This window comes from Kitasatospora sp. NBC_00458 (genome assembly GCF_036013975.1).
GTDB lineage: Bacteria > Actinomycetota > Actinomycetes > Streptomycetales > Streptomycetaceae > Kitasatospora.
In genome coordinates this window covers 532,562-551,537 of the sequence record NZ_CP107904.1, presented here as the reverse complement: position 1 = coordinate 551,537, position 18,976 = coordinate 532,562, and the positions used below count along the sequence as shown (strand labels likewise).

12 protein-coding genes are annotated in these 18,976 nt (G+C 75.0%); 10 read left to right on the top strand and 2 right to left on the bottom strand.

Annotated elements, in window-relative coordinates; translation table 11 throughout:
* Positions 1–386: 386 nt before the first annotated feature.
* Positions 387–1,031 (bottom strand): class I SAM-dependent methyltransferase, encoded by a 645-nt coding sequence (locus OG550_RS02280; protein ID WP_327673914.1) that lies wholly within the window; start codon positions 1,029–1,031, stop codon positions 387–389.
* A 268-nt stretch (positions 1,032–1,299) separates the two neighbouring features.
* Here OG550_RS02280 and OG550_RS02275 point away from each other — a divergent pair, with 268 nt between their 5' ends.
* The 9 genes from OG550_RS02275 (at position 1,300) to OG550_RS02235 (ending at position 15,490) form a co-directional block, all read left to right on the top strand.
* Positions 1,300–2,088 carry a sigma 54 modulation/S30EA ribosomal C-terminal domain-containing protein gene (locus OG550_RS02275; RefSeq protein WP_327673912.1) on the top strand — a complete coding sequence of 263 codons (789 nt, stop codon included), beginning with the start codon at positions 1,300–1,302 and terminating at the stop codon, positions 2,086–2,088.
* Complete coding sequence (locus tag OG550_RS02270) at positions 2,085–2,612, top strand: pyridoxamine 5'-phosphate oxidase family protein (RefSeq protein ID WP_327673911.1); 528 nt, start codon at positions 2,085–2,087, stop codon at positions 2,610–2,612. Before OG550_RS02275 ends, OG550_RS02270 begins: the two co-directional genes overlap by 4 nt.
* 427 nt (positions 2,613–3,039) lie before the next feature.
* The gene (ctaD, locus tag OG550_RS02265) at positions 3,040–4,863 is read left to right on the top strand and encodes an aa3-type cytochrome oxidase subunit I (RefSeq protein ID WP_442906124.1); all 1,824 of its coding nucleotides are present in this window, start codon (positions 3,040–3,042) and stop codon (positions 4,861–4,863) included.
* 222 nt (positions 4,864–5,085) lie between these two features.
* Positions 5,086–5,637, top strand: coding sequence for a hypothetical protein (locus OG550_RS02260; RefSeq protein ID WP_327673909.1), 552 nt, complete (start codon positions 5,086–5,088; stop codon positions 5,635–5,637).
* Positions 5,638–5,804: 167 nt separating this feature from the next.
* Positions 5,805–6,242, top strand: coding sequence for a nuclear transport factor 2 family protein (locus OG550_RS02255; RefSeq protein WP_327673907.1), 438 nt, complete (start codon positions 5,805–5,807; stop codon positions 6,240–6,242).
* A 431-nt stretch (positions 6,243–6,673) separates the two neighbouring features.
* Entirely contained in the window at positions 6,674–7,405 is a 732-nt protein-coding gene (locus tag OG550_RS02250) for a response regulator transcription factor (protein ID WP_327673904.1), read from the top strand.
* Positions 7,406–7,871: 466 nt separating this feature from the next.
* Positions 7,872–10,736 carry a hypothetical protein gene (locus OG550_RS02245; RefSeq protein ID WP_327673902.1) on the top strand — a complete coding sequence of 955 codons (2,865 nt, stop codon included), beginning with the start codon at positions 7,872–7,874 and terminating at the stop codon, positions 10,734–10,736.
* Between the two features lie 16 nt (positions 10,737–10,752).
* Complete coding sequence (locus OG550_RS02240; protein WP_327673900.1) at positions 10,753–14,766, top strand: endonuclease/exonuclease/phosphatase family protein; 4,014 nt, start codon at positions 10,753–10,755, stop codon at positions 14,764–14,766.
* A 283-nt stretch (positions 14,767–15,049) separates the two neighbouring features.
* Positions 15,050–15,490 (top strand): pyridoxamine 5'-phosphate oxidase family protein, encoded by a 441-nt coding sequence (locus OG550_RS02235; RefSeq protein ID WP_327673898.1) that lies wholly within the window; start codon positions 15,050–15,052, stop codon positions 15,488–15,490.
* An 89-nt stretch (positions 15,491–15,579) separates the two neighbouring features.
* Here OG550_RS02235 and OG550_RS02230 read toward each other — a convergent pair whose 3' ends face one another.
* Positions 15,580–17,277, bottom strand: coding sequence for a sensor histidine kinase (locus tag OG550_RS02230; RefSeq protein ID WP_327683650.1), 1,698 nt, complete (start codon positions 17,275–17,277; stop codon positions 15,580–15,582).
* A 596-nt stretch (positions 17,278–17,873) separates the two neighbouring features.
* On the opposite strand from OG550_RS02230, the gene OG550_RS02225 reads away from it, so the two are divergent.
* Complete coding sequence (locus OG550_RS02225) at positions 17,874–18,806, top strand: universal stress protein (RefSeq protein ID WP_327673896.1); 933 nt, start codon at positions 17,874–17,876, stop codon at positions 18,804–18,806.
* Positions 18,807–18,976 lie beyond the last annotated feature (170 nt).

Genomic DNA, 18,976 nt, shown 5'->3' with positions numbered 1-18,976 from the left:
TGCCCGTGCCGTTCGGTGCCGGGGCGGCGCGGCGGGCCGTCCCGTCGGGCGAAGGGGCGTCACCGGGCACCGGAGAGTGCGGGAATGGTGTGGCCGGGGGGACCGCCGGTGCGACCGGGCCCTGAACCGGTCCGGCGCCTCCGTCGAGGCGCGTGCTGCGCACGGCGTTCACCCCTGCCACCACCGCACCTCCGATGCCGGGAGAGGGCCGCGCTGCCGTCGAAGGCGCCGCCCTCGGTCCCGATCCTGGCGTCGGCGCGGCCACCGGTGCATGGGGGGCGGGCCCCCATCTTTGTGACGGGCGGCCCGCATGATCCCGCTTACGGCCGGGCGGGCGGGTCCGGCGGGGTCCGGCGGGTCGGGTCCTGCGGGGCAGCGGGCGGGGCCTAACGCCTGGCGAGCAGGAGCTGGGTGGCGACGGCGGGGCGGCCGTTCATGGTGAGCACCGGGAGCTCGTGCTCGGCCACCGGCTCGAAGGCGGTGAACAGCTCGTCCAGCCGGGCGCGGGTGTGGTGGCGGCAGACCGCGCCGTCGCCGGTCTCGAACACGCCGAGCCGGCCGTACCTCGCCTCGAACAGCCGGTAGCGCGCGCGGTTGCGGTCGTCCGGCTGGAGGCAGTAGTCGCTGACCTGGAGCAGCCCGCCCGGGCGCAGCACCCGGTGGAGTTCGCCGACGAGCGCGCGCTGGGCCTCGTCGTCCGGCACGCAGGTCAGCACGGCGAACAGGAAGGCCGCGTCGTAGCAGGCGTCCGGCCGGTCGAGCCGGGGCGGGTCGGTCAGCACCTCGAAGCGGGCGGCGGGTTGCTCGGCCCGCGCGCGGGCGATCGACTCCGGTGCCACGTCGACGCCTTCGACGTCCGTGAAGCCCAGGGCGGCGAGGTCGCCGGCGAGCCGGCCGTAGCCGCAGCCGTAGTCCAGGAGGGCGGCACCGCGGTCGATCCCGAGGGTCCAGTCGGTGCGCAACGGGTGGGCGAAGGTCTTGCCGGTTCCGGTGGAGTTCCAGTACGCGGACTGGTCGTCAGGGGTGGACACGGCCCGATCATGTCACGCGCCGGCCTGTGGCGGGCCGGGCCGCCCCGGGCCCGGCGGCGCGTCCCCGGCCTCCGCGCCGCCGCGGACGCCGCCGTCCGTCCGACCTCCCCGTCGTTCCGGGCCGAACGGTGGCCGCCGATGGGGCCGTTCGGCCCTTGTGACGGCCTCGCCGGGGCGGGAGGGTGATCGCTGCGCCGGTGTGTGCGGGCCCGTCGGAGGCGGGTGGCGCGGCATGACGAGATCGCGGTGGAACGGGAAGAGGCCTGAGGTGGGCGAGTTGGTCACGGTGCGGGTGTGTGAGGGGATTTCGCGGGGCTTCGCGGTCGACGCCAGAGCCCGGGTCGCAGCCGCGGTGAGCGGGGCGGACGCCCTGGTCGAGCAGCTGCGGGTCCGGGTCGGGACGGTCGGTCCGGCCGGCGTGCTGGCCCAGGTCAACGCCGAAGTGGACGGGCGGCGGGTCCGCGTCCAGGAGGCCGCGGCCGATCTGGGCGAGGCTCTGGACAAGGTGGTCGACGGCCTGCGGAGCCGGATGGCCGCCGTGGCCTCGGGGTGGGCGCCCAGGCCGTGGCCGCGCCGGACCAGGGCGCACGGGCTCCCGGCGGCTCCGGCCCCGGCGGCTCCGGTCGCGCGGGTCCGCGCCGAGCGCCCGCGCGCCGAACTCCCCCGCACCGCAGGGCCGCAGGACATCGTCCGGCGCAAGCAGGCCCACCTGGTGTGGTGCTCGCCCGACGCGGCCGCCCTGACCATGGACGCGATGGACTACGACATCCATCTCTTCACGGACCCCGCCACCGAGACCGACGCCGTGGTCTACCGGGTCGGCCCGACCGGCTACCGGCTGGCCCGTACGACCGCCGCCGGGCCGCCCGCCCGGACGGTCGCCCCGCTCACCCTGAGCCCTTGCGGTGCACCGGAGCTGACGGAGGACCAAGCCGTCAGGCGACTGGCCGCCGCCGAGCTGCCGTACCTGTTCTTCGCCCAGCCCGGCTCGCGACGCGGACGGGTGCTCTACCGGCGGTTCGACGGCCGGCTCGGCCTGATCGCGGCCGCCACATGAGCGACGAGTCCGTCCGCCGCCGACTGCGGGCGCTGCGCAGGCCCGAAGGGCTGCCGCCGTCCGTCCATCCCCGGTCCCGGACGCCCGCCGACGTCCCGCCGCGTGAGCTGGTGCCGCTCGAACGGGCCGAGGCGCTGAGGCTGTTGGGGAGCGCGCCGTTCGGCCGGATCGTGTTCACCGTGTCCGCGCTGCCGGCGATCCGCCCGGTCAACCACCTCCTGGTGGACGACACCATCGTGATCCGGACCCATGACGGCGCGGCGCTGACCACCGCCTCCCAGGGCGGGGACGACGCGGGGGTGGTGGTCGCGTACGAGGCCGACGCGATCGACCCGTCGACCCGGCTCGGCTGGAGCGTCGTGGTCACCGGCTTCGCCCGGCCGGTCACCGACCCGGCCCTACTGGCCCGCTACCGGGGGATGTTGAGCCCGTGGGTGAGCGCGTCGATGGACCACACGGTGGCCATCCGGCCCGATCTGGTGACCGGCTACCGGCTCACCACGGGAGCCGCCGCGGCGTCCTGATGCGTCCGTCCGCCGCGGTCGGCGCGGGCGTCCCGTCGTCGCCGTCGGCTGCGGTCGCCCGTCGGTCGGCGGAACCGAACGACGCTCTTCCGTAGCACTGTTGACCGATCGTCGGCGAATCCTCGCCGATGTCCCGGTGTGGTCTCCGGGTGCACCGGCGCGGCCGTGGGGAACCCGATTCCCCTGGCCGCGCCGGTGCTTCGGCGTGTCCGGCGTCCGGGTCCGGGGCCCGTGTTCGGGTTCGGGGCGGTGTCCGGGGTCCGACGTCCCGGGCCGCCGCCGGTGGTCCCGGCCGGCGGGCCGGAACCGGGGCCCACCGGCCCCGGTCCGCCGGGCCCAACGGCCCTAGGGCGCACGGGTGTCGCGTTCCGATCATGGATCGCCACCCATCCGCAGCAGTATTCGAAGGAGTGCGTCCTTGAGCGCCATCGAGGCACGGGGCGACAGCGCGCCGCCGCCGTCCGCAGCCCGGCCGGAAGGAGTCCGGGCCGAGCGCCCCGGCTCGGCCCTGGTCCGGCTGCTGACGACCACCGACCACAAGACGATCGGCACCATGTACCTGGTGTCCTCGTTCGGGTTCTTCCTGATCGGCGGCATCCTCGCCCTGGTCATGCGGGCCGAACTCGCCCGGCCGGGGACGCAGATCCTCTCCAACGAGCAGTTCAACCAGGCCTTCACCATGCACGGTTCGGTGATGCTGCTGCTCTTCGCGATGCCGCTGTTCACCGGCTTCGCCAACTGGATCATGCCGCTGCAGATCGGCGCCCCCGACGTCGCCTTCCCGCGGCTGAACATGCTCGCGTTCTGGCTGTTCCTGTTCGGCTCGCTGATCGCCGCCGCGGGCTTCGCGACCCCGCAGGGCGCCGCCGACTTCGGCTGGTTCCTCTACGCGCCGCTCTCCGACGCGGTCCACTCGCCCGGTGTCGGCGCCGATATGTGGATCATGGGCGTGACGCTCTCCGGATTCGGCTCCATCCTCGGCGCGGTCAACTTCATCACCACGATCATCTGCATGCGCGCCCCCGGCATGACGATGTTCCGGATGTCCATCTTCTGCTGGAACGTGCTGCTGACCTCGGTCCTGGTCCTGCTGGTCTTCCCGGTGCTGGCCGCCGCGCTGCTCGCCCTGGAGTGCGACCGCAAGTTCGGCTCGCACGTCTTCGACCCGGCCAGCGGCGGGGCGATGCTCTGGCAGCACCTGTTCTGGTTCTTCGGCCACCCCGAGGTGTACATCCTGGCCCTGCCGTTCTTCGGCATCGTCTCGGAGGTCATCCCGGTGTTCAGCCGCAAGCCGATGTTCGGCTACGCGGGCCTGATCGCCGCCACCGTGGCCATCGCGGGCCTCTCGGTCACCGTGTGGGCGCACCACATGTACGTCACCGGCCAAGTCCTGCTGCCGTTCTTCTCGTTCATGACCTTCCTGATCGCGGTGCCGACCGGTGTGAAGTTCTTCAACTGGGTCGGCACCATGTGGAAGGGCTCGCTCAGCTTCGAGACGCCGATGCTCTGGACGGTCGGCTTCCTGGTCACCTTCCTGTTCGGCGGACTGACGGGCGTGCTGCTGGCGGCCCCGCCCATCGACTTCCACGTGTCCGACTCGTACTTCGTCGTGGCGCACTTCCACTACACGCTGTTCGGCACCGTGGTGTACGCGATGATGGCCGGCTTCCACTTCTGGTGGCCCAAGATGACCGGCAGGATGCTCGACGAGAGGCTCGGGCGGATCTGCTTCTGGACGCTCACCATCGGATTCCACTCCACCTTCCTCGTCCAGCACTGGCTGGGCGCCGAGGGCATGCCCCGCCGTTACGCCGACTACCTGGCCTCCGACGGCTTCACCGCGCTCAACACGGTGTCCACGATCGGGTCGTTCCTGCTCGGACTCTCGCTCCTGCCGTTCCTCTACAACGTCTGGAAGACGGCCAAGTACGGCGAGAAGGTCGAGGTCGACGACCCGTGGGGCTACGGCCGTTCGCTGGAGTGGGCGACCTCCTGCCCGCCGCCCCGGCACAACTTCGTGACCCTGCCCCGGATCCGCTCGGAGTCCCCGGCCTTCGACCTGCACCACCCGGAGATCGCGGCCCGCGACTTCCTGGACCACAACGGCGAGCCCGCCAAGCACCTGGCCGGCGTCACCCCGGCCGCGTACGACGCCCCGACGACGCGCCGCGGCCGCGCGCTCGCCGCGTCGGGCGGAGCGGGAGGGCCCGGCGGAGCGCCCGACGACGGCGCTCCGGGCGCCGGAGGCTGACGGCCCGCCCCCCCGAACGCCGCTCCCGCCCGTGTCGCTGCCCCCGGGCGGGCGGGAGCGGCCCCCCTTCGCCTGGCCCCCTTCGCCCGGCGCCGGCGGGTCCCGCGACGTCCGTCCGGTGTCCCCGCCCCACCTCTACGCCCCACTTCTACGTCCCGCGTTCACGTCCCACGTCATCCCGACACCGCGTCGAGCCCCATCGGCTGAGGAGCGCACGGCACCATGTCCCACACCGTTCTGGCCATCGGCACCGCCGCGACCACTGCGTCCGGCTGCGTCTGGTACCTGCCCGCCATCGCCGACCTGCAGGCGGGCGACGACCGCCCCCGTTCGGCCCGCACCGCCGCTGCCGCCTGCGTGGTCTGGTGGGCCGGGCTGGCCCTGGCGGGCGTCCTGCTGCTCGCCGTCCCCGACTGGCAGCCCGCGGCCCGGATCGGGCTGGCGGGCCTGGTCGCCGGCGTCCTCCTCCGGGTCCGGGCCCACCTGCAGAGTCGGGCGGAGCAGCGCGAGGACACCCTCCGCTGGGCCCTGCTCGACCCGGACCCGGACCCGGACCCGGGCCGGACGCCGGTGTGCCCCCGCGCGGCCGCCCGTGCGCTGCTCGGATGGCTGGTCGTCGGCCTGGCGGTCGCCTCGCTCGGCGCCGCCTCCATCCTGCTGTCCGGTGACGGCCCGCTCGCCCCGCGACTGGCCGCCGCCACGGGCAGTGCGCTCGCCGTCTCGACGGCCTTCCTGCTCATCGGCCTCGGCAACGCCCGCAGGCGCCGCCCCTGAGGAGGTGCCGGGCCTGGTTGCGCGCAGGGTCTCCGGTCCTGTGCGGAACACCGGACGGATCATCAAGTCCACTTGGGCGAGCGGACGTTGAAATGCGGAGCCGTCGCCCCGTATGTTCGGGCGCGACACCGGGGGATTCGCCCCGGTCGTGTCGAGAGGGGTGTCCCATGACCACTGCCGCACCGCGCGAAGTCCTCGAAGACTTCGTCCGGTTGATGGCCGACGGCCCCGACCCGGCGGCTGCCGACCTGTTCACCGCGGACGCCCCCTTCGAGCTGCCCTACCTGATGCCGGGGGTCCCCGACCAGCAGCCCGGCCGGGAGGCCTTCCGGCTCCACCTGCAACGCGGCGCCGGGGTGCAGAAGTTCGAGAGCGCGGACCGCGTGACCGTCCACGAGACGGGCGATCCCGAACTCGTCGTCGTCGAGTACCGGATCCACGGCCACGTCCTGGCCACCGGGAAGACGTTCGCGTTCGACATGGTGATGTTCGCCCGGGTCCGGGACGGACTGATCACCTGGTCGCGCAGCTACTCCAACCCGCTCGACAGCGCGATCGCCTTCGGCGCCGCGGAACGGCTGCTCGCCGCGATAGCCGCCGGCTAGGCACCCACGGCTCGCTCGCCCGGGCGGCCGTGCCCGCACAACGGGCACCGGCGGAGCGGGAGTTCGGGGACCGTCTCCGGCCGTGCGATCGACCCGCCGCTCGCACGGCCTACGAGACCTGCCTGCGGGCGGCGGGATTGAGTGAGTTGACCCCTGCCCCGCTGGAGGTCTCGGAGGCCGGCGTGCGCGCGTCCGGCGAGGACTTCCGGGCGGACCTCCGTGCCGACCCCGCCGCCGGAGACGCTGCGCTGGCGTGCGTGACCCGGGCTCCGCCCGCCCGCCGGGGTGCCCGGCCACCGGGTCGCCCGGTCCGGCGGCCCGACGGCCCGGGAAATGGGGTCGTTCGACCCTGGGCGGCCGCGGGGCACCGGGGCATGATGCGGTGGACCCGGCGTGTGGTGTGCCGGGCGTGGAGAAGGTGGAGCCGCGAGATGGCGAGCGAGACGACCGGTGCCGAGACGCCGGCGCCGGTCAGGGTGTTCCTGCTGGACGACCACGAGGTGGTGCGCCGCGGCGTGCACGACCTGCTGGACTGCGAACCGGACCTGGAGGTGGTCGGCGAGGCCGCCACCGCCGAGCAGGCCCTCGTCCGCGTCCCCGCGCTGCGTCCCGACGTCGCCGTGCTGGACGTCCGCCTCGGCGACGGGGACGGCGTGGCCGTCTGCCGCGAACTGCGTTCCCGGATGCCCGACCTGGCCTGCCTGATGCTCACCTCCTTCGACGACGAGGAGGCGCTCCTCGACGCCGTCATGGCGGGCGCCGCCGGGTACGTGCTGAAGCAGATCAGCGGGACCGACCTGGTGGCCGCCGTCCGGACCGTGGCCTCCGGCCGGTCGATGCTCGACCCGGGGGCCGCCACCCGCCTGCTGAACCGCCTCCGCAGCGAGGCCGAGCCGGCCCAGCCGTCCACCGGGGGACCGGAGCTGACCGTGCGCGAGCAGGAGGTGCTGGCACTGATCGGCGAGGGGCTCACCAACCGGCAGATCGGCGAGCGGCTCTACCTGGCCGAGAAGACGGTGAAGAACCACGTCTCGCGCCTGCTCGCCAAACTCGGTGTGGAGCGGCGCGTGCAGGCCGCCCTGATCGCCACCGAGCTGCGGCAGTCCGCCGCCGCCCAGTCGGCCCACCACGCGCGCGTCCACGGCGGCGGCCTGCGCGGCTGACCCGGCCCGGCCGGATCGTTCGGCCGCCGTCGCCGGACCGGTCCCGTCCGCGTGACGGCCCGTTGCTGAGAGTTGTGCGGCGAGGGTTGCGCGGGGGGGACCGGCCGCGGTGAACCGGCGCACCCGGCGCAGGCGGCAGGATCGGGCGTGGCCTGCCCGGAGCGCGCGCCCCGAAGCCTCCGCACGCCCCTTCGCACGCGCTGTGCGGCCCCGACCCGGTGGGGAAGACTTCGGTTGGCTGCGGAACGGAGCGCGCGGACCGGCCTGCCGACGCACGGCGTGACGGAGTCGCACGTCGCACGAGGAGACGGGGCCGCGCGGACCGGTCGCCGGGTGAAGGACCCGCGGCCGGAGTGGTGACGACCGCGTCAGGGGGCGACCCTGGTGGGGGGTGGGATCCGGGGCGGGCCACGCCGCCCCGGCGGGGCGCCCGTCGCACGGGGCGCCGGTCGCACGAGGAGTAGTGATGGACCGCATTCTCACGTTCGTGTCCCTCCAGAGGCCTCCCCGGCAGGCCCCGCCGGTGGCCGAGCTCTCCGGTGAGTCGGAGTTCCAGCGCGCGCTCGGCGACGCCGCGCTCCCCGAGGAGCGGGTGGTCGCGGCCAGGGCGTTCGTGGCCGGGGGCGCTCCGGTGGTGTCCCCCGACACGGTCCGGCTCGGAGCCGGGCTGGTCGCCCTGAGCGACCTCGTCTCCAGCGGGGAGGCGGGCACCCCCGAGGAGGTCGGACAGGCCGTCCGCCGGGTCGTCGGGGACGCCTCGCCCGAGGACTGGGCGGTCGACCTGCAACGCGCGCGGGACACGGTGGTCGCTGCGTACGTCCTGGGACCGGAGGAGCTCGACGCGGCGGTGGCGGTGAAGATCGTCCGGGCGCTGACCCTCGCGGGCGCCGTCCTGGCCGGGCCGGTGTCCGCGAGGGCCGTCGACGGGATCGCCCACGCGCCGCTCCTGCTGCCGGACGTCCTGGTCGGCCGGCGTCGTCCGGGCGCGGCCGTGCCGGAACCGGAACCCCCCGACGCCGTGGCCGAGCGGTTGATGGAGAGGTTCGGTTCGCTCCGTGACGACCTGGCCCGTGTCACGGAGGCCGTCGCACAGGTGGCCGCGCACGACGAGGACGAGCTCGTGCTGCGGGAGCTCGACCGGGAGCAGTCGCTCGCGGCGCTCTACCGGACCGCGCGGCCGCCCGCCGAGGGCCGGCGGCAGGAGGGGCGCAAGACGCGCGACGACGACCCCGTCAGCACCTCACCGCTCCGGCGGGCCGCCCAGCGCTCGAACGTCGTGCTGTCGGAGACCGCGCTCCGCCTCCTCTCCGAGCCCGCCCTGCGGGCCTTGAGCCAGTACGGCATCGATCCGGCCGCCGCGTCCGTCCGCGACATCCAGGCGAGGCTGGTCTCGGAACAGGAGCGATCGACTCGGCAACTGCACACCGTGGTGGCGGAGCTGTCGAAGGTCCGGCTGATCGGGGGCGACCGGCTCGCCGCGCAGATCGGCGAGCTCCTCGGCCGCCACCGGCTGGATCCGATCGACGACCCCGGGCAGGAGGAGCCGGTCGCCTCGGCCCCGCCGGCCACCCACACGGACGTGCGCCCCCTCGGTGTCGCCGACCTGTGCGTCGTCCGCACCCACCTCAGGCGGTACGAGCGGGGCGAGGTGGCCCGCCTGGAGAGCGTCCTCCCGGGCGAGCGGCTCACCCACAGGACGAGCGAGGTGGACGAGAGCGAGTCGACCGAGACCACCGAGGCCGAGCGGACGAGCCTGGAGTCGCTCGCCCGGACGGCGGCGGATCAGAACGCCGGCAAGACCTCCGCCCAGTCCGGCGGCGGGCGCGGGCCGCTCACCACCGACGGCCCGGAGACCTTCGCCAGGTCGGTGACGGACGCCGTCTCCTCCAGCTCCACGACCCGGACCCGCAGCGCCTCCGTCCTGCGCCGGCTCCACCGCGCCGAGGAGTCCGTCGAGCACGTGCTCGGCAGCACCCCGGACGCCGCCGCGCGGTTCGGCGTCTACCAGTGGCTCGACAAGGTCTACCAGGCGCAGGTGTTCAGCTACGGCTCCCGCCTGCTGTACGACCTCGTCGTTCCCGAGCCGGCCGCGCTGTTCCGGGAGGCCCTGGCCCGTCCGCGCGGCCGGGGCCCCCTTCCGCCCGGGCCGGCCGCCTTCACGGTGCCCGCGGACCAGCTTTCGGCCGAGAACTGGTCCTACTACGCCACGGGCCACCGGGCGACCGGTGTGGACGCACCCCCGCAGGCGCAGGTGTGCGTCACCGAGAACTTCGGCCAGCGGGCGCCGGACCCCTTCAGCGGCGAGCTCGGCGCCAGCAGCCTGGAGATCGGCGAGTGCCGCAGGACCGCGATCCCCAAGGGGTACCAGGCCGCCTCGTACCGGGTGGTCGCGCTGGCCAGCGGGTGGGTCCCGTACGAGCTGCGCGTCCTGGTCGGCTCGAAGGTCGTCTACATCGACGACTGGTCGTCGAGGCTGTTCAGCGGCAAGCTGGACGGCGAGACCGAGACGGTTCCGGTGGGACTCATCGCGGACGGGGACGGCCGGAGTCCGGGGCTCGCCACGCTCGCCGTGGGGGTGGAGATCCTCTGCGTCCCCACCGCCGCCACCGTCGCCGCGTGGCAGACCAGGACGCACGGGCTGATCCTCGCCGCGAACCGGCAGCGCTTCGCCGACCACGAGGAACGCGTCGCCGAACGGGACGCCCAGGCGCGCCTCCGACTGCAGGCCCTCACCCCGGCCCAGAAGCAGGAGCTCGTCCGGAACGAGGTCAAGCGGACGGCACTGGCCGTGCTGACCGGCCAGAACTTCAGCGGCTTCAACGCGATGAGGACGGACTCCCTCGGCTTCCCGTACCCGGACGCGGCCGCGACGGGGGCGCTGTCGGCGTACATCCGCTTCTTCGAGCAGGCCGTCGAGTGGGAGCACCTGGAGTACGCCTTCCTGCCGTACTTCTGGGGCGCGCGCACGTCCTGGGTGGGCAAACTGCTCGGCCTGGAGCGGGAACCCCGGTTCGCCGCGTTCCTGGGGTCGGGCGCGGCCCGGGTGGTGCTGCCGGTCAGGCCGGGGTACGAGGCGGCCTTCGAGCGGTTCCTCAACACCGGCGAGATCCCCACCACCGACCAGCTGCTCGACGTCGGAGGCCCGCTGTGGGTGTCCCTGATGACCCAGCTGCAGGAGCAGGGGGCCCAGAAGGACGAGGAAGCCGTGCGCGGGGACTCGTGGGAGTTCCGGATCGCCTCCGACCTCGTACGGGCCCGCCGGGACGACCTGTTGCCGAAGTGGACGCCGGCCGGCCCCGGCTGGTTCGAGCAGCCCGACAGCGACACCTGAGGCGGGCCGGAACCGGATGCAACCCTTCGGCGAGCCCGCGTTCGGGCTGAGCGGAGCGCAGCTCGCGTACGACCGGCGCCGGCTGCGCTACCTGGAGTGCCTGCCCGTCCGCGCCTTCCTCAAGGGGAGCCGCTTCACCGCGTGGAACGAGTCCGAGCGCCGGCGCGCCCCGGTCAGGGAGGTCGACGACAAGGGCAAGGTCACCGTCAAGTCCCCGTACGAGGCGGGCGACGCCACGCTGTGCGACGCCGTCCACGACCTCGGGGTCGAACGGCTCGACCCCGGGCTGGAGTTCGTCACCGCGGAGCTCGACCGGCTGCCCGACGCCGAACGGGACGCGCGCCAACGGGACCTGCTGCTGCACGACGACCGCCAGACGGCGCTGGCCCGGGCGCTGCTCGTGCGCGCCGAGCCGTCGCGCCGGGACGAGCTCTTCGGCTGGGAGCGGGCCGGTGTCACCCCGGAGGAGTACTGGGCGCGACTGGAGGTGCCCACCGTCCACATGAAGGTCCTGCTGGAGACGGCGGACTTCGGGGCGAACGAGGTCATCCGCCTGCTCTACCTGCTGGACGCCACCCCCGAGCACCTGCTCGACGCCTCGCTCCGGTGGCGCGACGACGGCGCCCCCGGACGCGACCCCATCCTGCCTGAGACCGTCTCGGCGGCCGTCCGGGAGTCGTTCACGAGCTTCAAGTACTGGTTCGACGACCCCTTCCGGTGCGACGAGTTCACCGGCGACACGGAGGCCTTCCGCGGGGCGAAGGACCGCAACGGCCACGAGGGGATGGAGCACGGCCGGGACATGACGTACTGGTCGGAGAACCACCGCATCCTCTTCGCCACGGCCGAGTACCTGGCGGGCCAGTTCTGGCCGGACGAGCAGTTCGTCTCGATGCGCGCCTACCGGCGGGAGGGGCCGGGAGGCCCGCTGCGGAAGGGCGACATGACCGGGCGCGAGCACATGGCGCACGCCCGCAGGCGGGTGCTGCGCTGGCTCGACGAGCGGCTGCGCCTCGGCTTCGCGGAGTGGAACTCGCCGGGGTACTACGTCTACGACATCATGCCGCTGCTCAACCTCGTGGACTTCGCGGTCGACCCGGAGATCCGCACGCGCGCCGCCATGGTGATGGACCTGCTGGTGTTCGACCTCGCCGTCAACTCGCCCACGGGCGCCATGGCGGGATCGGCGGGGCGCGTCTACTTCGACGGCAAGAACTGCGTCTGGGAACAGGCGGTCCGCAACCCGGGCGAGCTGCTCTTCGGCCGGCTCGGGCACTTCAGCGAGTCGAGTTTCGCCGCGGTCGCCCTGGCCACGTCGCCCTCCTACCGTCCGCCCGACGCGCTGGTCGAGCTGGGGCGGAAGGGGCCGCCGGTCATGACCGCGAGGAGCCGGGTCTCCATCGACTTCGACGAGGCGGGGGAGCACGGCGTCGGCGTGAGCACCGCCGACGACATGGAGTTCTGGTGGAGCCGGGCGGCGTACGCGACCAAGCAGACGATCCTCGCTTCGCGTGCGGTCGCCACCGAGTACGGGCTGCTCGCCACCCCGCCGTTCAGCGACATCCTCCCGGTGATCACGTCGGTGGCGGACGCCATCGACACGGCCGAGGACGTCGGGGCCGGGATCCTGGGCGGCATCGGCGGGGCCGTCGCGGGCTTCGCGATCGGCGGACCGGTCGGGGCCGTCGTCGGCGGGGTGGGCGGCGCGGTCGCGGGCGCCTCCGTGCCCGACTTCACCGAGGTGGACGCCGCGGACCGGTTCTCGGTGCTCACCGAGGGCTCCGTGCTGAGCCGGGGGAACCTCTACGTCCACCGCTCGGGCGGCGCCACGCTCGCCAGCGTGCAGAACTTCCGGCGCGGCCAGCTCAACTTCCAGGCGATGCCGTGCGTCGCGGCCCTGGAGAACGGCGCCATGGTGTGGACGGGCTACCCCTCGGCGGGGTCGTACCTCGACCTCAGCCTGCTCTTCGGAGCCATCCGGGTCGACCACGCCAAGATCTTCCCCGCCGGCCACGACGGTCCGAACTGGTGGACGGGCAACGCCGTTCAGCCGCGGGTCGTCCAGGAGGGCACCGCGGCCATCACGGCCTACGACGCCAAGGAACTGCAGCGGCTGCTCTTCGGGGAGCGGACCCACGCCTGGTTCCCGAAGAACCGCTTCGACGAGGTGGTCGGTCCGACGAGCGCGCGCTGCAACCACGACTCGGCCCGCTGGTTCTTCGGGCGGACGGGCGACAGCTACGTGGGCCTGTTCAGCGCCCTGGAGACCACCTGGACCGACCGCGGACCCTGGCGGGACAAGGAGATCCGCGTCGCCGGCCCCACCAACGTCTTCATCACCCAGATCGGTGCCCGGTCCGACTTCGGCTCCTTCGAACGGTTCGTCGCCAGGGTCGGCACGGCGCGGGTGCACGTGTCGGGGCTGCACACCTCCGCGGAACTCCAGTGCAGCTACGACGTGCCCTTCGGGGAACGGCTGGAGCTGCACTACGACCACGGATCCCGGTACGGCGGGACGCCCCTCCAGGAGGACGGGTACCCGCGGCACCGGAGCCCCGCCGCCAGGATCGCCTGGCAGCAGGACCGGTACGCCATCCAGTACGGCGGGCACTCCGTCGTCCACGACGTCGTCCGGGGCACCCGGGTCCTCGGCGGCGCCCTGACCGGGCTCGTCCACGAGACGCCGCTCACGTTCCTCGCGCAGAACACGGCGCTGCTGCCCCGGCCGCTCTACAAGGGCGCCGACCGGGACGGCGCCGTCGGCGAGCTGATCCGGCTGCTGCGCGAGACCCGGCCGGACGTCGTCGGGCTGAGCGAGATGTGGACGGCGGGCGACCGCGAACGCGTCGTCGACGCGGTCGCGGACCTCTACCCGTACACCGCCGAAGGCCCGCACGACCCGGTCGACCTGCTGGTCGCCGACGTCGAGCCGATGGGCGGGGGACTCCTCCTGCTGAGCCGGCACCGGATCACCGCCGGCGCGTCGACCGTCTACCGGCACTGCTCGGGGGACGACTGCCTGGCCGCCAAGGGCGTCCTGCACGCCCGCGTGGAGCGGCGGGGGAGCCCCGGCCCCGTCGACGTGTTCCTCACGCACACCCAGGCGGCGCACCCGACGGTCGGGGGGACGGCCGCGGGCGCCGGGAAGGCGGTCGAGGCACAGATCCGGCACCTCGCGGCCTTCATCCGCGCGAGCCGGGACGCGGCGGCACCGGCCGTCCTCCTGGGCGACCTCAACATCGACCAGTTCGCCCACCCGGAGCTGTACGCCCGCCTGCTGGGCGAGCTCGGCGGCCCCGAGGACCCGGGCGCGGTGACGGCCACCGCGGGAGCCGCCCGGCCGACGGGCACCAGCGAGTCGGACGGCGGCACCGTCTCGTCGTTCCCGCCCGACCACCCCGCCCGTCCCGCCGACGACCGGGCGCGCTTCGGCCCGACGACCGAGCGGCTCGACTACGTCCTCGGCTTCCCCGGAGCCCTGCTGGTCCAGCACGTCGAGCGGGCGGAGGTCCTGGTCCGGCAGTGGGCGCCGGGACGCGACATGTCCGACCACTACGGGGTCCTGGTGTCGGTCGACACGACGACGCAGCTGTTCCCCGCCGACGGTCCGCTCGGGGCCGTGGCCGTCACGCTGGAGCGTTTCACGTGCCTGCGGACGACGAGCGGCCCGGGGGACGACGAGGTGGAGTTCCGGCTGACGGCGAAGGGCGGCCGGGGCGAGGCGGCGTCCCAGGCCCCGCCCGTGGTGGACGGGGTGGCGGCCGGGAGCGTGCACCGCTTCGAGCTCGCACCGCTACGCCTGGCGGACCCCGGGGAACGGTTGTCGCTGAGCGTCGGGGGCAGGGAGGTCGACGACCTGTCGGCGGACGACTCGCTCGGCGTCGTGCGGCTGGTCCTCGACCGGACCGAGCTCCTCGCGCTCCGGGACCGGGCGGGGCGGACGGCCGGGGCCGTGACGGTGACGCTGCCCGTCCTCCGCGGCGACGGGGGTGAGTACGTCGTGGACGTCCGGCTGGCGTTCGAGGGGTAGGCGGCGGGGGGTGTCCGGCGGGGCGCCTGCCGGGGCGACGGCGCTTGCCGGGGGGCGGGGCCCGTCGAGGGCGGGGTGCGCGGGGTCGTGTGTGTGGCACGGCAGGTCGGCGCCCGGGACGTCGCATCGGGCCCCGGGACGTTCGCCGGGGCGCGGGGCGCGGGGCGCGGGGCGCGGGGCGCGGGGCGCGGGGCCGGGGACGTTGGCCGGGGCGCGGGAGGGGACCCTCGACGGGACCATCGGCCCTCGACCCGCCCGTGCCCGGCGAGTGACCATCGCTCGCATGAACGCCGATCGAGAAGCCCCGTCCGTGCAGGTCGAACCGTCCGGCGGGCCGCGGGTGCGCGGCTCTCGGGAGCTCGACGAGGCACGCGCGCTGGAGCTGCTGGGCGGAACCGGGGTGGGGCGCGTCGTCTACACCGTCGGTGCGCTGCCCGCCGTCCTGCCGGTGCGGTTCAGGCTGGACGCGGCCGGCGGAGTGCTGCTGTCGGCGCCGGCCGGCTCCGAGCTGGCGCGGGCGGTGGACGGTGCGGTGATCGCGTTCGAGGCGGACGAGGTGGACGGCGCCGACGGCACCGGGTGGTGCGTCACCGTACTGGGGCGCGCGGAGGTCCGCCGCGCCGAGGCCCGCCACCCGGGGCGCGAGCCGGACGCGGGCCGGGTGGAGATCAGGATCGGCCCCGAGCTGGTCGTCGGCCGGAGCCTGACCGCCGACCCGGTCTGATCGGCAGGGGCCCGCCCGGGGCCCGTCCGACGATCCGCGTCGCACGACCCGCGTCGCCTCAGCGTGCGGCGGAGACCGTCGGACGAGCCCTACAGCCCGAGCGGGGCCTCCCAGCGCAGCACCGTCCCGCCGCCCTCCGCCGGGCACAGCTCGAAGGTGCCGCCGACCCGTTCGGCGCGTTCGGCGAGGTTGCGCAGGCCGCTGCGCCGGCCCCCGGGCGGGACGCCCATGCCGTCGTCGCCGACGGTGAGCGAGACCCGGCCGCCGAGCGCGCGCAGCGCGACCTCGACCCGGCTCGCGCGGGCATGCCGGGCGGCGTTGCTGAGGGCCTCGCCGAGGACGGCCATGACGTGCTCGGCCAGCTCCTGCGGCACGTCGGTGTCGAGCAGGCCCTCCATGCTGAGCCGCGGGGCGAAGCCGAGGGTGGCCTGGGCCTCGCCGACGGCGCGGGTGGCGCGGGCGCGCAGGCCCCGGTCCGGCTCGCTGTGGGCGCGCAGGCCGAAGATGGTGGAGCGGATGATCTTGATCGTCTCGTCCAGGTCCGCGACCGCCCGGCTGACCCGGTCGGCCGCGCTCTGGCTCTCGATCAGGCGGCCGGCGCTCTGCAGCGTCATGCCGGTGGCGAACAGCCGCTGGATGGCCAGGTCGTGGAGGTCCCGGGCGATCCGGTCGCGGTCCTCCAGCAGCGTCAACTGTTCGGCGTCACGCCGCCGTTCGGCCAGCTCCAGGGCCAGGGCGGCCTGGTCGGCGAAGCCCAGCAGCGGGCCGGTCTCCTCGGCGGTGAACGGTGCCCGCCCGCTCTCCCGCGCCAGCAGCAGCACACCGCGCCCGAACCCCTCGCCGGTGCCCAGCGGCACCGCGACGGCCGGTCCGAGCCCGGTGAACCGCCCGGCCGGACCGGCCGGGAACCGTCCGTCGTGCTCCAGGTCGTCGCTGGTCACCGGTGAGCCGGAGGCGTACGCGGCACCGGAGAGCGTGCCGTCCACCGGAACGGTCACCCCGAGCCGGGCCTGCGGCCGCCCGCCCAGCGCGACCTCGACGGTCAGCTCGGCCGCGCGCTCGCCCGGTCCGGCGAGCGCCACCGAGACGTCGGCCAGCTCGGCGCCGGCGATCTCCCGGGCCCGGCGCGCGATGAGTTCCACGACCTCCAGCCGCGGCGCGCCGGAGAGCAGGCTGCGGGTGATCTCCGCGCTCGCCCGCAGCCAGCGCTGCTGGCGCTGCGCCTCCTCGTACAGCCGGGCGTTGTCGATGGCCACACCGGCGGCGACCGCCAGGGTCGAGATCACCGCCTCGTCGTCGGCGTCGAAGTCCAGGCCGCCGCGCTTGTCGGTGAGGTACAGGTTGCCGAACACCTCGCCGCGCACCCGCACCGGCACCCCGAGGAAGGTGTGCATCGGCGGGTGGCCGGGCGGGAAGCCGACCGAGGCCGGGTGGTCGGAGAGCACCGGGCAGCGCAGCGGCTGCGGATCGCGGATCAGCTCGCCCAGGATGCCGCGCCCGGACGGCAGCGGGCCGATCGCCTCGATCTCCTCCGCGGTCAGGCCGACCGTCAGGAACTGGGACAGCGAGTGCCCGTCGGCGCCGATCACGCCGAGCGCCGCGTACCGGGCGTCGACCAGGTCGGCGGCGGCCTCGACGATCCGGTGCAGGGCCTGGGAGAGGTCCAGCTCGCGGCCGACTTCGAGGACCGCCTCCAGCAGGCTGTGCACCCGGTCGCGGGTGCCGCGCGCGGCGTCGATCCGCCACTGGAGCTCCTCCAGCAGCTCGTCCAGGCGCAGCTGCGGCATCCGTGCGCCGGCGCCGCGCGGACGCGGACCTTCGGTGGCGGCGGCGGTGGCGGCGGCCGTGGCGGGGACGGCGGGCGGGAGGGTGGTGGGGAGGGCGGGGGCGGCGGCGCCGTCCCGGCCGCACGCCACCGGGGGTGCGGTGTCGTCTCCGCCGGTGCCCGTCCGCGTACCCTCCGCGCCGTCCACCGGCGTCCTCCTCGTCGTTCCGTCCAGCCCGGTCCTGTTCCGCCGCCGGTCGCCGGTCACCGACCGTCGGTCGCCGACCGCCGGACCGGGCGGATTGTCGGATTCACGTTAGTGCCCACCACCACCCGTGCGGCACCCCGGGGTGGTCGTGCACACGCCTCCGGCCCAGCCCAGGGACTTACGGCCCCCCCACCGCGGGCCCTGCGGCCCCTGGCCCGCCGGCCGGCCGCTCGACCAGGGTGGGAGACGGCGGACGGTGCGTCAGACCGTACCGCCCGGCGACCGTCCGGCAGCAGGTCGGCCACCGTACGGCACCAGCGGCACGCCGACCCGCAGCCGACCTGCGGGGGACCGGGACCGGACCCCCGCCGGGAGGACGCGGCGGGACGACGTGCGGAGAGGAACCTCCCATGACGCCCCCTGTTCTGGCCGGAGTCGACGGATCGCCCGAGAGCACCGCGGCCGCCCACTGGGCCGCCGAGGAGGCCCTGCGGCGCGGCGCCCCGCTGCGGCTGGTGCACGCCTGGCCGTGGCTCACCGACGGACGGGCCTCGTTCGCCGACCCGGACGACCTGCCGGTCGCCGCCCAGCGGATGCTCGCGGGGACGGCGGACGAGGTCCGGGAGCGTCACCCCGGGGTGCACGTCCACACCGATGTGGTGCTCGACGCCGCGGTGGACGGCCTGGTGGCCGCCGCCGAGGGCGCGGGCCTGCTGGTCGTCGGCTCGCGCGGACTGGGCGGCTTCGCGGGGCTGCTGGTCGGCTCGGTGAGCATGGCGGTCGCGGCCCGGGCGGCCGCGCCGGTGGTGGTCGTCCGGGCGGCGGGCCCGTCCGGGACCGGGACCGCCGCGGCCGCGGCCGCGCATCCGGGGACGGGGACGGGGACGGGTGCCGGTGAGGGTGCCGGTGCCGGCGCCGTGTCCGAGGTGGTGGTCGGCGTGGACGCGGGTGCGCCCAGCGACGCGGTGCTCGCGTTCGCCTTCCGCGAGGCCGGGCTGCGCGGCGCCCGGGTCCGCGCGGTGCACGGCTGGGACCTCCCGCCCGCGTTCGCGGTGGTCGGGTTCCTGCCGTCCGGCACCGAGATGGCGCAGCTCCAGGCCGGGGAGCAGAAGGCCCTGGCCGCCGCCCTGGCGGCGCACCGGGAACGGCACCCGGAGACCGAGGTCGTCGAACAGGTCAGGCTCGGCGCCGCCCGCACCCTGGTGGAGGAGTCGGCCGGGGCCGGCCTGGTGGTGGTCGGCCGCCGGCGCCGCCCGCACGACTTCGGCCCCCGGCTCGGACGGGTCGCGCACGCCGTGCTGCACCACGCCCACGCGCCGGTCGCCGTGGTACCGCACGACTGACGTGCCACGGCGCCGGGCCCGCGCTCGCGAGCGGGCCCGGGCCCGCTCGCGGCCGGGGCGCACCCGGGCCGTTCGACCCTGCCGTCCGGAGGGTGTCCGGGCGCACGCTCGGATTAGCAGCCGTCCCGACCGCCCGCCCGCGCGGCGGCTCCGCCGGGGCGCGGCGACGA

What these genes read in the sequence shown, in the direction of transcription:
- OG550_RS02255 (WP_327673907.1), top strand. Translation starts at nt 5,805, where the DNA reads ATGACCACTGCCGCACCGCGCGAAGTCCTCGAAGACTTCGTCCGGTTG.
- OG550_RS02225 (WP_327673896.1), top strand. Translation starts at nt 17,874, where the DNA reads ATGACGCCCCCTGTTCTGGCCGGAGTCGACGGATCGCCCGAGAGCACC.
- OG550_RS02250 (WP_327673904.1), top strand. Translation starts at nt 6,674, where the DNA reads ATGGCGAGCGAGACGACCGGTGCCGAGACGCCGGCGCCGGTCAGGGTG.
- OG550_RS02245 (WP_327673902.1), top strand. Translation starts at nt 7,872, where the DNA reads ATGGACCGCATTCTCACGTTCGTGTCCCTCCAGAGGCCTCCCCGGCAG.
- OG550_RS02270 (WP_327673911.1), top strand. Translation starts at nt 2,085, where the DNA reads ATGAGCGACGAGTCCGTCCGCCGCCGACTGCGGGCGCTGCGCAGGCCC.
- OG550_RS02260 (WP_327673909.1), top strand. Translation starts at nt 5,086, where the DNA reads ATGTCCCACACCGTTCTGGCCATCGGCACCGCCGCGACCACTGCGTCC.
- OG550_RS02235 (WP_327673898.1), top strand. Translation starts at nt 15,050, where the DNA reads ATGAACGCCGATCGAGAAGCCCCGTCCGTGCAGGTCGAACCGTCCGGC.
- OG550_RS02230 (WP_327683650.1), bottom strand. Translation starts at nt 17,277, where the DNA reads ATGCCGCAGCTGCGCCTGGACGAGCTGCTGGAGGAGCTCCAGTGGCGG.
- OG550_RS02240 (WP_327673900.1), top strand. Translation starts at nt 10,753, where the DNA reads ATGCAACCCTTCGGCGAGCCCGCGTTCGGGCTGAGCGGAGCGCAGCTC.